This window comes from Lysinibacillus zambalensis (assembly GCF_040183165.1).
Taxonomy (GTDB): Bacteria; Bacillota; Bacilli; order Bacillales_A; family Planococcaceae; genus Lysinibacillus; species Lysinibacillus zambalensis.
The window spans coordinates 160,828-173,742 of sequence record NZ_JBEGDG010000003.1; the positions used below are offsets into that span (position 1 = coordinate 160,828).

The 12,915-nt window shown below is 36.6% G+C and carries 10 protein-coding genes and 1 pseudogene; 3 read left to right on the forward strand and 8 right to left on the reverse strand.

Annotated elements, in window-relative coordinates:
* The first annotated feature begins 8 nt into the window (after positions 1–8).
* Together ABNX05_RS06465 and ABNX05_RS06470 are read left to right on the forward strand one after the other, a co-directional pair.
* Positions 9–3,098, forward strand: a complete 3,090-nt coding sequence (locus ABNX05_RS06465; protein ID WP_349658987.1) for an efflux RND transporter permease subunit — start codon at positions 9–11, stop codon at positions 3,096–3,098.
* Between the two features lie 359 nt (positions 3,099–3,457).
* Positions 3,458–4,018: a GNAT family N-acetyltransferase gene (locus ABNX05_RS06470; protein ID WP_349658988.1), complete on the forward strand. Its 561-nt coding sequence runs from the start codon at positions 3,458–3,460 to the stop codon at positions 4,016–4,018.
* 74 nt (positions 4,019–4,092) lie between these two features.
* Here ABNX05_RS06470 and ABNX05_RS06475 read toward each other — a convergent pair.
* The 6 genes and pseudogenes from ABNX05_RS06475 to ABNX05_RS06500 all read right to left on the reverse strand — a co-directional run.
* Positions 4,093–4,437 (reverse strand): annotated as a pseudogene (locus ABNX05_RS06475) (LD-carboxypeptidase); the annotation flags it as partial.
* Positions 4,438–4,458: 21 nt separating this feature from the next.
* Positions 4,459–4,956 carry a GNAT family N-acetyltransferase gene (locus ABNX05_RS06480; protein WP_349658989.1) on the reverse strand — a complete coding sequence of 166 codons (498 nt, stop codon included), beginning with the start codon at positions 4,954–4,956 and terminating at the stop codon, positions 4,459–4,461.
* A gap of 333 nt (positions 4,957–5,289) precedes the next feature.
* Positions 5,290–6,255 carry a S66 family peptidase gene (locus tag ABNX05_RS06485; protein ID WP_349658990.1) on the reverse strand — a complete coding sequence of 322 codons (966 nt, stop codon included), beginning with the start codon at positions 6,253–6,255 and terminating at the stop codon, positions 5,290–5,292.
* Between the two features lie 102 nt (positions 6,256–6,357).
* Entirely contained in the window at positions 6,358–7,143 is a 786-nt protein-coding gene (locus ABNX05_RS06490; protein ID WP_349658991.1) for an alpha/beta fold hydrolase, read from the reverse strand.
* 269 nt (positions 7,144–7,412) lie between these two features.
* Positions 7,413–8,117: a response regulator gene (locus tag ABNX05_RS06495; protein WP_349658992.1), complete on the reverse strand. Its 705-nt coding sequence runs from the start codon at positions 8,115–8,117 to the stop codon at positions 7,413–7,415.
* Positions 8,118–9,719, reverse strand: a complete 1,602-nt coding sequence (locus ABNX05_RS06500; protein WP_349658993.1) for an ATP-binding protein — start codon at positions 9,717–9,719, stop codon at positions 8,118–8,120.
* A gap of 414 nt (positions 9,720–10,133) precedes the next feature.
* Between ABNX05_RS06500 and ABNX05_RS06505 the strand changes: the two genes are divergently transcribed.
* The gene (locus ABNX05_RS06505) at positions 10,134–11,396 is read left to right on the forward strand and encodes a dicarboxylate/amino acid:cation symporter (RefSeq protein WP_349658994.1); all 1,263 of its coding nucleotides are present in this window, start codon (positions 10,134–10,136) and stop codon (positions 11,394–11,396) included.
* Between the two features lie 217 nt (positions 11,397–11,613).
* On the opposite strand, the gene ABNX05_RS06510 is transcribed toward ABNX05_RS06505, so the two are convergent.
* Positions 11,614–12,093 (reverse strand): hypothetical protein, encoded by a 480-nt coding sequence (locus ABNX05_RS06510; RefSeq protein ID WP_349658995.1) that lies wholly within the window; start codon positions 12,091–12,093, stop codon positions 11,614–11,616.
* A gap of 5 nt (positions 12,094–12,098) precedes the next feature.
* The gene (locus tag ABNX05_RS06515; RefSeq protein WP_079559812.1) at positions 12,099–12,761 is read right to left on the reverse strand and encodes a potassium channel family protein; all 663 of its coding nucleotides are present in this window, start codon (positions 12,759–12,761) and stop codon (positions 12,099–12,101) included.
* Positions 12,762–12,915: the final 154 nt, after the last annotated feature.

Genomic DNA, 12,915 nt, shown 5'->3' on the forward strand with positions numbered 1-12,915 from the left:
GTGTGAAGGTGAAAGGTTTAGTTAATTTCGTATTGAAAAACAAATTGGCAGTGTGGTTATTAACAATTATCATCACTGTCTCTGGTATTTATTCAGGTACAAAAATGAAAATGGAATCCATACCTGATATTTCTATACCATATTTAATTGTAATGGGTGTTTATCCTGGCGCAACACCTGAACAGGTTATGAATGAGCTTTCCATGCCATTTGAAAAGGCAGTAGAAAGCTTAGAAGATGTAAAGGCTGTTTACTCAAACTCCTCTTCAAACGTAGCACAAGTTCAAGTTGAATACGACTACGGCATTGATATGGATGAGAAAAAACGCCAATTAGAGTCCGCTTTAGAATCTATCAAATTACCTGAAGGTGCTCAAAAGCCGACAGTTATGGCAATTAGCATGAATATGATGCCAGTTGTCGCTTTATCAATTAGTAGCTCTAAGGAAGATATTGTTGATTTAACGTCAACAGTAGAAGACATTTTACTTCCTAAAATCGAAAAAATTGATGGCGTTGCTTCAGCAACTATTAACGGCCAGCACATTAATGAAATATCATTTAAATATGATCAAGCGAAAATGGCTGCTCTCGGCTTAACAGAGGATTCTGTCAAGCAAATGATTCAAGCAAGTGATATGTCGCTATCACTTGGTTTATATCAATTTACTGTTGGCGAACAAGCCGTATCAGTAGATGGTAAAGTACAATCTATCGATCAGTTAAAAGACTTATTGATCCCAGTTACACCTTCAGCTACAAATCCTTCACCATTCGTTCGCTTAGGCGATATTGCAACGATTGAGGTCGAAGGTAAAGTACAATCTGTATCCCGTACAAATGGCGAAGATGCGATTGCGATTCAAATCGTTAAAGCTCAAGATGCAAATACGGTAAAAGTCGTAAATGCAGTGAAAGATTTAATGAAAGACGAAGAAAAATCATTAGACGGCTTAAAAGTGGATATTTCACTTGACCAAGGTAAACCAATTGAAGATTCAGTCTTCACAATGATTGAAAAAGCAGTATTCGGTGGTGCCATTGCCGTATTAATTATTTTACTATTTTTACGTGATTTCAAATCAACAATTATTTCGATTATTTCTATCCCAGTTTCAGTATTCATGGCATTACTACTATTAAACTGGATGGATATCACATTAAACATTATGACTCTCGGTGCGATTACCGTAGCAATTGGTCGTGTCATCGATGACTCCATTGTAGTTGTTGAAAATATTTATAGACGTATCCATTTAAAAGAAGAAAAACTAACAGGTCGTGCTCTTATTCGTGAAGCGACAATTGAAATGTTCAAACCAATACTTTCTTCTACATTAGTAACTGTGGCCGTATTCGCCCCACTAATGTTTGTAGGCGGTATGGTTGGTGAATTATTCATGCCATTTGCGTTAACAATGTCATTTGCGCTAGGTGCTTCATTAATAGTGGCGATTACAATCGTTCCAGCTTTATCTCACTTCCTATTCCGTAAAAAAATATACGGTGAGAAAAAAGAAAGTCAACATAAAGAAGTTGGTAAACTAGCTCTTTGGTATAAAGGTGTATTAGCGAAAGCATTAAACCATAAAATCATTACATCAGTTATTGCGATTGTATTGCTTGTTGGTTCTCTTGCTTTAACACCACTTATCGGCTTCAGTTTCATGGGCTCTCAAGAAGAAAAGGTTATGTACTTAACGTATACTCCTGCTACAGGCGAGCTAATGAAAGATACAGAAGCAAATGTCGCAAAAGTAGAAAAAGAATTAATGAAACGCAAAGACGTAGATATTTTGCAAGTTTCTATCAATGACCCTAAACATGTTGATCCTTCAGCAATGATGATGGGTGGCGGTGCTGGCGGTGCCTTAATGTACCTCATCTTCGATCCAGATATGAAGGACTTCCCTAAAGCACGTGAAGAAGTAGAAGACTATGTAACGAACATCGGTCAATCAGGTGAATGGAAATCTCAAAACTTCTCATCAATGTCAGGATCTTCAAATGAAGTGAGTTACACATTATATAGTGAAAATCTAGATAAGCTTCGCAAAGCCGTGAAACAAGTGGAAGGCGCATTAAAAGAAGTTGATGGATTAGAAGAAATTAAGTCTGATAATGAAGATCCATTTGTTGAGCATACCTTAAAAGTAGATCAAAAGAATGTTCTACAATACGGTTTAACTACTGCTCAAATTGTAATGGCTTTAAATGAAAATACATCACCTGAAGTTTTAACTAAAGTTCAGTATGATGGTGAAGATATCGATGTTATTGTACAACGTGAAGAAAAAGCTGCAGCTAAATCAATTGATGATGTATTAGCTACTAAAATCCAAACAGCTTTAGGCACAACAATGACAATCGGTGAGTTAGTAAAAGTAGAAGAAGGCACTACGTTAAACACATTATCTCGCTCAAAAGGTGAATATTTCGCAAAAGTTTCTGGTACGCTTATCGGTGACGATATTTCAAAAGCAACTTCTGCTGCTGATAAAGAAATCGATAAATTAGATTTACCTAAAGGTGTAACGACTGGCGTTGCAGGTGTTGCAGCAGATATGCAAGAAACATTCACACAACTTGGAATTGCTATGTTAGCTGCAATCGCGATCGTTTACTTCATTCTAGTAGTAACATTCGGTGAAGGTTTAGCACCATTCGCTATTCTGTTCTCACTACCATTCGCAGTAATTGGTGCATTTGTCGGCTTGTACGTCACAAATCAAACTATTTCTGTTTCTGTTATGATGGGACTATTAATGCTAATAGGTATCGTTGTAACAAACGCCATCGTATTAGTAGACCGCATTATCCATATGGAACGTGACGGACTTGCTATGCGCGAGGCTATTTTAGAGGCAGGGGCAACTCGTTTACGTCCAATCTTAATGACTGCTATCGCAACAATCGGTGCGATGATTCCAATGGCAATCGGTAACGGTGGCAGCGGCTTAATTTCAAAAGACCTGGCGATTACCGTAATTGGTGGTTTACTATCTTCAACATTATTAACATTAGTAGTTGTACCAATCGTGTATGAAATGCTATCTAAAATGTTAAAGAAAAACCGCAAAGACACTGAAGAAAATTAACAAATAAATGTAAAATGGGCTCTCCTTTAAAGGGGGCCCTTTTTTCTATATTTTGAAGAAACCTTTTGGCTATAACCCATTGCATAACGTAGGGTTGATTTCCGTTACAGCTGGGCGCTTTTTTGCTGCCGCTTCGCTTTCGCACTGAAAACATTTGTTTCTGCCGCGTCACTTTCGCGCAGAGCAAAGCGTCAGATGAGCCGCAAAGAGCCACCCAGCCGGAACGAAGATCAACTTTTCTACATGAAATACGTTCTAACAAAATAACATCCCCTCTCGATCTCAAATAAAAATTTTAATGAAAATTCAAAAATCTTGTTATAATTAAATACATTAAAATGCTTTTAAGGAGGAGTTTTATGAGCGAGAACATTTTTATACAAGCACCACCAGTTTTAAAAACTGCAAGATTAACATTACGACCTATTTCATTAAATGATTTAGAAGCAATGTTTAATTACACTTCTAGCGAAAACGTTGCACGCTTTGTTACATGGAGTCCTCATAAGAGTTTAGACGAAACAAAAGTGTTTGTTGAATTAGTTTTAAATGGGTATGAACAAGGTAATCATCTATTATGGGGCATTGAATATGAGCAGAAATTTATTGGCACTATCGACTTTGTTTCTGTTAATGACCAGCATAAATGTGCGGAAATTGGCTATGTTCTTTCTGAAGAATATTGGAATCAAGGGATTACGACCGAAGCAGTAAAAAAATTAATAGACTACGGATTTAACGAATTAAAAATGATTCGAATACAAGCACGCTGTTTTGAGGACAATATCGCTTCCCAAAAAGTAATGGAAAAATCGGGTATGCTTTTCGAAGGTATATTACGAAAAAGTATGTTTGTTAAAGGACTTCACCAAAATATTAAAATGTATGCTATTACAGATGATGACTATATTAATTCATAAATTGGATTAAGCCCTGCAAAAATCAGCAGGGCTTATTTAACTTACAACCATTCCTCAATACAATAGACTTTTTTGGCCGTTGTATCAGAATAACCAACAACGATTTTTGGATTGCTTTGAAACGCCTCATAATCGATATACGGAAGCATACTATTCGAATTTGTACCACCGATTGTAGACATTATGATGTGGACGTTTGGATTTCGTAGTAATTCATTTAATTCTTCGGCACGCTCTTTTGGAGTTCCAGAGCGATAACTATCAGATTTACCAGTTAGACTTCCTTCAATTAAGTTTATATTTCTTTGTTCAAAAAAAGCTTTTCCTCGCTTATATCGAGAAAGTGAACTGACGGATGCTGGCGATAATGGAGAAAAAACACCAATATTGATACCGCTTCTGATGCTTATAGGATTCATATAGGAACTCCTCCTTTTTTGTTACAATATTTTTGACATGTAATATTCATCTATATATTCCCCATCAACATATAAAGAATGTCTTTTAGTCCCCTCAATTTCAAACCCCATTTTTTTATATAAAGCTATGCCTGCCGTGTTATTTGCCATTACTGTTAGTTCCAGGCGATGCATACCCTTTTCTTTTGCCCAATCGTCGAGGTGACTAAATAATGCAGTACCTATTTTTCGTCCTCTATAATCACTATGGATACCTACGACTATATAGGCTCGATGCGAAACTCTAGATGGCGTTTGATTACCTTGAACAATTAAATAACCAACTATAGCCTTTTCAATTTCAGCAATAAATAAAGCTGAATGGCTGTTATTGTTCATATTCTCGATAAATTTAGTAAACTGTTCAGTCTCTAACTTTCGTTCACCTGGCTTGAATAACATAAAATTAGATTCTTCCGCATTTTTTATGACAGCTATGACCTGCTCGGTATCTTCTCGTACAGCCTCTCTTATTAACATCTTTATCGAGCCCCTTTCTTTATCAATTATGCCTCGGCATAATTGCGTCCGGAATCGGCTTTGTGCTTAGGCCTGCACGAGGGCCGACACGATGTCGGTCATTTCGGTAATGCCACAGGACGTGGCGTTTTTACCGATGCAGGTCAGTTAGCCGTTATCGCATGGATGCGATGTTTTTAGGCTAACATCCCCTAAGAACTCCTTTCCGATTCCGTGACATCCGCCGGAGGCTTTAACTTCTTTCAGTGGATGTTGGGACACCTGCTGCAAAGTGACTTAAAACCGTATTCATCATCTGTACCTGTCGCTACAAAAAATATTTGCTGAAAGAAGTTAAAATTGAATGAATTGTATCATCAAGTTTTCCGTGTCCATTTGAACTTCACCTCCGATAGGAAACGTAAAAATTGGCTGTGTATGTCCAAAATCAACATCATAGATAACTGGGATGCTTTTTAACTCGGGATGCTTATCTAAAATAAAATGTAACTGCTCCTCTGTCATATTCGAAGCTCTTTGGAAACGCCCTATCGCAATACCTTTAATATTGCTAGTAGCTTGCAATAACGAGGTGAAATCACGGGCAAATATTTCTGGATTAACTATTTCATCATCCTCTACAAATAAAATACTGTTCGATAAATCAGGCATATACGGTGTGCCTTGAAGTAAATTTAACGTACATAAATTCCCACCAAATAATTGTCCACTTCCTTCTCCGTCAGAATACACCTTCCAGCTAGCTGCTTCAAAATGACGATTATGTTGATCTAAATACCACGCATCATCACTCCAAACGCTTGACGCCTTGATCGTATATGATGTATTAGTCATTAAGCATTTTTGGAAATAGGATAACTGATAGTCTTGTGCCTCTTCCATTTGAAAGCTAGAAAAATGAGGACCAGAATACGTAACAAATCCACATTTTTTTGTAATAGCTGTTGCTAAAGCTGTGATATCACTGAAACCACAAAGGATTTTTGGGTTATTTGCTATCATGTCGTAGTCTAAATAAGGTAATACTTCATTACAGTTAAAACCACCAATAACTGTTAATACAGCTTTTACACCCTCATCACGAAAGGCATCATGAATGTCTGCAACTCTATGCTCAATTGATGATGAATGCTGTAGATCGCATTCAAAAATATGTCGACCAAAAGATACACGAAAGCCTAACTCTTCAAGCTTTTTCTTTGTTTGTTCAGCGCCTTCTACTGTGATGATTGCCGCACTAAGACTAGGTGCGATAACACGTATCTCATCACCTACTGTCAATTTATTCGGAATACGCAAACTGCTCCCTCCTCTAATAAGTTTCAAATTTTTATTATTGATCTCTCACCTTTTTCTTATAGTGCTTTAAGCAGTTTATGGCTTTGAAAAAGTTTGAACAAATTAATGAAAGATTTCCTTTCTAATCCGCTCAGCTACCTCACTAGGATTGGTAAGGGGCAAAAAATGATAGCTATTAGGAATAATCTCAACTTGTGCATTTGGTTGTCTTTCTTGAAACCCATTTAACTTCTTATGTAACAAACTATCTGGATGGTCATCAGCCAACAGTAATAACACCGACAATGGAATTTCATTTTCTATACAGTAATTATTTATTTCAATTGCTTTTGACAAATCATTTAAAGCTCTTACATCGCTGTGATGGTAAAAAATATTATTTTTTTCAACGAAATTATGCAAGAAATAATTACTCAAATATTCTTTATTTTCAGTTGATAAATTCACCATGTTACTTACCTCTTCAGTAATAGCTTCCTGTAAATCTTCTAATCGTTCAATGATAGGTAATTGTATTTCTGCTTTATCATCAAGTTGATATTCTCCTATAAAATAATACCCACCGTCTAACAATATTAATGATTTAACCGAATCTGGATAGTCTGTATAAAACTTTTGAACAATCCATGTACCTATTGAATTCCCAAGAAAATGAGCTTTAGTAATATTTATATGCTCCATAATTTCCTTTATCGTATTGATAAACGTTTGAAATGAAAAATCACTGTCTAGTCGACCATTATGCCCCGGTAAATCGATTGCTACAACATGGGCTTCTGGAAGGGCGCTGGCTAATGCTGCAAACATTTCTTTACGTTCACCAAGCGCAGGTATCGCAATTATTACCTCTTCATTTTGAAATGCATTGTATTGAATATATTTTTTCATGATCCTTTACCATCATAACGCTCGTCCTTTTTTCGAAAAATTCAGGTAATTATACAACTAAAATTTTCTTTATTATTACAAAGCATTAATGGAAAATCAATGACTAATAACCAAAATATTGATGATAATTGTTAAAACACGTTCCGACTCGGCGACACTTTGGGGATTCGCAAAAGCATCACGTCTTGTGATAGCGTCTTCACAGGATGAGAAGTTCTTAGCATAAGTTCCTCTATTTCAGCGGGTGTTTGGACACTCGCTGAAATAAGTTAAATATAATATCGATGGATAGGACGTCCAACACTTCCGTATTGTATATCTACCTTTAATAAATTTTGTTTTTCTAAAAAGTCTAAGTAACGTCGAGCCGTTACGCGCGCTGTCCCAATATATGTAGACACTTCCTCCGCTGATACCGCTTCGTTACTTTCTTGAATATAGGCAAGCACTTTGCCTAATGTTGCCCGGTTAAAACCCTTTGGTAGCTCTTCTATTACAATTGTCTCAGTGATTGGGGGAACAGCTATTTGTTCAGGTATACGTTGCTGCATTAGATGATCCACATCATGCTGTGTTAGATCTTCCATACCACTTATTTTCTTTTTATAGGATTGATAATTCTTTAAAGTTTGCTCAATTCGTTCAAATGTAAAAGGTTTCATAATATAATCATAGACGCCTAAGTGTAAAATTCGCTGCACAGTAGGCATATCATTCGCAGCAGTTACAGCAATAACATCAACGGGAAGATGTTCTTCTCGAATTTTTCCTAACGTAATGATGCCATCTTGCTCGGGCATAAAAATATCCATAAAGACTAGGTCGGGGTTTAATTGTTTAATCCTCTCAATCCCTTCTATCCCATTACTAGCATAGCCTATTAACGAGAATCCTCTGATTCGCTCTATAAATTGTCTATTCACTTCTCGTACCATCGGATCGTCCTCAATTAATAACACGTTCATTACATCCATCTACTCTTCTCCTAACTCCAATAAGATTAAGAAACTTGTCCCTTTCATAAATTCACTCACAACTTCAATATCACCATTACCTTTTCTTACAATTTCATCTATTAAATGCAAGCCAATACCGCGATTCTCGCTTGCCTTTGTAGAAAATCCATTTTCAAACATACGAGATTGCACCTCTTCAGACATCCCAATTCCATTATCAGAAACAGCAATTGCTAAAACACCGTCATGCTCATCTACAGAAATCGCTACATATTTATCATCTTTTGAAAGTACATTTAGCGCTTCAAAGGCATTTTCAATTAAATTTCCTAATAAGACAACAAAATCGTGGTGATCTAATAATGGTGGAAAGCGTTTAAAATGACTTTTTCGATCGATTTCTACTTGTATGCCTAATTCCTTGCCATAGCTAACTTTACTTAGCAATAATCCTGAAATATTTTCATTATGAAAGCGTTCATTTAAAAACTTCGTTAAAGAGGCTTCATTTTCGGTAGTAGCTGTAACGTATTCAAGCGCTTGCTTTGTATGTCCCAATTGCAGAAGACCTGCAATCGTATGTAGCTTATTTTTATGCTCATGTGTTTGTACACGGAGTGCTTGAACAAAAGCTTTAACACCCGTCACCTCTTCCGCAAGCTTTTTCACCGCTGTTAAATCTTTAAACATAGCAACTGCTCCGACTAATTCACCATTTACTATAATCGGGACACGATTACTCAAAATACTATGATGATTAATATAGAGCTCTTGATTGTATACAGGATTTGCTGTTTCAACAATTTCAGGCAATCGTGTGTCTGGCAAAACATCATAAATATTTTCCCCAATACAATCCTCTATCTTTGTAGTAACGCCTAATATATCAGCTGCTTTTTCATTAAAAATTGTAATATTCATTTCTTTATCGACCGCTATAATGCCTTCATGCATAGCATTGAACGTTTCTGTTCGTTCCACATACATCTTCGCAATCTCATGAGGTTCAAGCCCAAACATTTGCTTTTTAATATGTCGGCCAAGTGTATAAGCCCCCCAAATACTAAAAACAAGTGATATCAGAATCGTAATAAAAATTTCATGCTCATAATTTTGCAGCATTTCTATAAAAGTGGGCAGTGAATACCCTACAACAACAATGCCTACTTGTTCTTTTTTTTCATCAATAATAGGGACAAACGCCCGAATCATTACACCGGCTTCCCCTTGCGCCTTCGATACATAATAATGCTCACTAAAAGCAGCATTTAAATCCTGTGATTCACTACGCTTTCCTATTTCTTTACTGACTGGGTGAGATAGTTTAATACGATCCTTATTCATTACAACAATATACTCTGCTTTATTAACAACACGAATTCCATCTACAATTTTATTAACATTTTTCGCAGCATCTTTCATATTGTCATCTTTCAAATGTTTACTGATTTCTGGCACATTTGATACAGTCCGTGCAACGAGCATAGCACGCTGGCCAAACTCCTTTTCTTGCTCCGTTAAAAGGTTACCGAGTACAAAAATGCCACCAAGTAAAAAGGAGAATGCAATGATTAAAAATGTTACTAACAAAATTTTGCCGTTTACAGGCATTTTCATCATTTGAAATCCTCCTCTTTCCAAATCTGCATTGGCACTATAAAAGTCTTTAGTCAATCTCACTTCTTCAAATGATATGCTTTTAAGATTATCTTCAAAAAAATCTTTTGACAACACTTTAGTTGACATACGTAGGAGAAAGTCATGAACTTAATGAACGAAATTACAAAAAATTGGTATAAAACAAAATTTTCTGTCACTAATTATTATTGTATTATAACAAAGGTAAATTAACCACACAGTATCATAACAGGTTGAGCCATTGAAAACACTACGTTTCATTGAAAATATGGATGAATGTACTTAATGAACGATATGTTTCTTATTTTCTAAATCTCTTTTTTTCAAAAGGATTCGTTATGATAATTCTAGTGAAAACGATATCAAAGAGAAAATTAAGAAACGAGGTAGCATAAAATGAAATTACTGAAAAATTTGACTGTTCAGGTTATAGCTGCGATCATTTTGGGGGTTATTGTTGGAGCCATCTTCCCTGAGTTTGGTGCAAGTCTTAAAATCCTGGCAGACTTATTCATTAAGTTAATTAAAATGTTAATCGCCCCTATTATCTTCTTAACAGTTGTAATCGGAATCGGTAGTATGGGAGATATGAAAAAGGTCGGAAAAATCGGAGGAAAGGCGTTACTGTATTTCGAAATTGTCTCTACGATTGCCTTAGCAATCGGGATTGCTGTTGCATTAATCGTAAGCCCAGGTACTGGATTAGATACGTCAGGTGCTTCCGAAGCTGATATCTCAAAATTTACAACTGCTGCTTCAGAAAGTGAGCAAGGTTTAGGTGCTTTCATCTCTAGCATCATTCCTGAAAACGTTGTAGGTGCACTTGCAGCAGGGCAATTACTTCCTGTGTTATTCTCTGCAATATTATTCGGTTTAGCTGCTGCTTCTATTGGTGCACCTGCAAAACCGGTCATTACATTTTTTGAACAAGTGGCAGAAATTTTCTTCAAAATCGTAAGTATGGTGATGAAAATTTCTCCAATCGGTGCCTTTGGTGCAATGGCCTATACGATTGGTAATTTTGGTTTGAAATCTTTAAGCAACTTAGGTCTTTTAATGGCTGCCGTCTATATTACTATGTTCTTATTCGTAGTCTTTGTTTTAGGCGCGATTGCAAAATTCTTCGGCTTTAATATTTTTAAATTTATCGCTTATATTAAAGAAGAAATTTTCTTAGTAATTGGTACTTCATCATCTGAATCTGCCTTGCCATCTATGATGCGTAAATTGGAGAACTTTGGTTGCTCTAAGCAAGTTGTTGGATTAGTAGTACCAACCGGTTATTCCTTCAATCTTGATGGAACTTCCATCTACCTTTCAATGGCTGCATTATTTATTGCACAAGCATACGGAATGGACTTAACATGGATTCAAATCATTACACTACTCGGAATTTTAATGATTACATCTAAAGGAGCTGCCGGTGTAACAGGTTCTGGTTTTATTACATTAGCAGCGACACTTGCTGCTTTCCCAATGATTCCAGTCGAAGGGATCGCGCTACTAATTGGTGTTGACCGATTCATGTCTGAAGCACGCGCCGTAACAAATTTAATTGGTAACGGTGTAGCTTGTGTAGTCGTATCGAAATCTGAAAAAGAGTTTGATGTAGAGATGCAAGAACGTGCACTTCAAGGAAAAACTACAATTGTGTCTTAAGAACAAATGCGCTAAAGCGCTCGTTTACATCTGACAAGCGCTGGAGAGCCCGAAGCAAAAGTAAACGCTCCACCACTTTTGCCCGTTGGATCGAAGTGACCTCGAGGATGTAGCGCTTTAGCCTAGACGCCGACTATGTTCTAGGTTAACCAAAGTTAGTCTATAGTTTCTAAAAAAAGGGTAGTGATGACAGCGTGTTGCTGTTTCACTACCCCTTTTATTTAACATATTGTTCAAGCAAGCGTTGCGTATTTGTTGATTGCTCAAGTGCTTTTTTCTCATTTACCCAATAGATCAAATATTGCTGATCTCCAACATTAAAAACCATTTGCTGTAATTCCTCATTTAGCTCAGAGCTAATCGCGACCTTTAAAATATCCACCTCATATAATGGCTCTCCTTTTATTTCATAGACAATATGATAGAGTGGTTTTTCTTCAAATACAGCTCGTTCTTTTTTGCTTAATTTCTTAACATGGCTTAGAGGGTAGTTTTCAATGTAGGCTGTTGCATCTTGACCTGTTGCTTTAAAAACAGATTGCTCTCCTTTAAATAGCTCGATTGCATTAATTTCTGTTACATGATCTAAAATGTGAGAAATAGCTTCTTTCTCATTTTTTTCGCGTGACTGCAATGTAAAAGCGCCAATCAAAATAATTGCAGCAAATATAACTAGTTTCAATCTTCTTTTATTCATGTTCATTACCCATTCAATGCTTTTTTCACAAAGCGGTTAATATCTACATCAGCCCCAATGACAAGCATAATATCTCCTAGCAAAATTTTATCACTCGCCTGTGGAGATACGATAATATCTGCACCACGCTTAAGGCCTACAATATTTATCCCGTACTTTGCACGAATATCTAAATCCATAATAGAATAACCTGCAATCGCATCATTGGCCTTAAGCTCCATAATGGAATGTTCATCAGAAAGCTCTAGATAATCAAGCACTGTATTAGACAGCATATTATTAGCAATACGAATCCCCATATCACGCTCAGGATGCACGACAAAATCTGCTCCAATTTTACGCAGCACTTTTTCATGATAATCATTCTGAGCCTTTACAGTAATCTGCTGAACGCCGATTTCTTTTAAAATAATTGTCGTCAAAATACTAGCCTGAATATCTTCACCGATTGCTACAATCACATGCTCAAAATTACGAATACCTAATGAATTTAATACCGATTCATCCGTCGAATCTGCGATAACAGCCTGTGTGGCAATGGAAGCGAATTCGTCCACCCGCTCTGATGAATGATCGATCGCCATAACTTGTGCCCCTTGACTCATTAGTTCGCGGACAATGCTTCCTCCAAAACGTCCAAGTCCAATGACAGCAAACTCTTTTTTCATCATTATAAATCCCTCCGAAAACTACTATACCCTTATTGTAACGCATTCTCTGCTATATGTATCGCCAAAACAAGAGACTATTCGTCAATAATAGACTATCCTTGTACAGGACCGTTCCGCCTAGTGCTTTTTTGTTCGGTTGTCGTTAGGAAAT

Excerpts from the sequence above, each read along its gene's own strand:
- ABNX05_RS06470 (WP_349658988.1), top strand. The coding sequence starts at position 3,458 with ATGAGCGAGAACATTTTTATACAAGCACCACCAGTTTTAAAAACTGCA.
- ABNX05_RS06500 (WP_349658993.1), bottom strand. The coding sequence starts at position 9,719 with ATGATGAAAATGCCTGTAAACGGCAAAATTTTGTTAGTAACATTTTTA.
- ABNX05_RS06510 (WP_349658995.1), bottom strand. The coding sequence starts at position 12,093 with ATGAATAAAAGAAGATTGAAACTAGTTATATTTGCTGCAATTATTTTG.
- ABNX05_RS06495 (WP_349658992.1), bottom strand. The coding sequence starts at position 8,117 with ATGGATGTAATGAACGTGTTATTAATTGAGGACGATCCGATGGTACGA.
- ABNX05_RS06505 (WP_349658994.1), top strand. The coding sequence starts at position 10,134 with ATGAAATTACTGAAAAATTTGACTGTTCAGGTTATAGCTGCGATCATT.
- ABNX05_RS06480 (WP_349658989.1), bottom strand. The coding sequence starts at position 4,956 with ATGTTAATAAGAGAGGCTGTACGAGAAGATACCGAGCAGGTCATAGCT.
- ABNX05_RS06515 (WP_079559812.1), bottom strand. The coding sequence starts at position 12,761 with ATGAAAAAAGAGTTTGCTGTCATTGGACTTGGACGTTTTGGAGGAAGC.
- ABNX05_RS06490 (WP_349658991.1), bottom strand. The coding sequence starts at position 7,143 with ATGAAAAAATATATTCAATACAATGCATTTCAAAATGAAGAGGTAATA.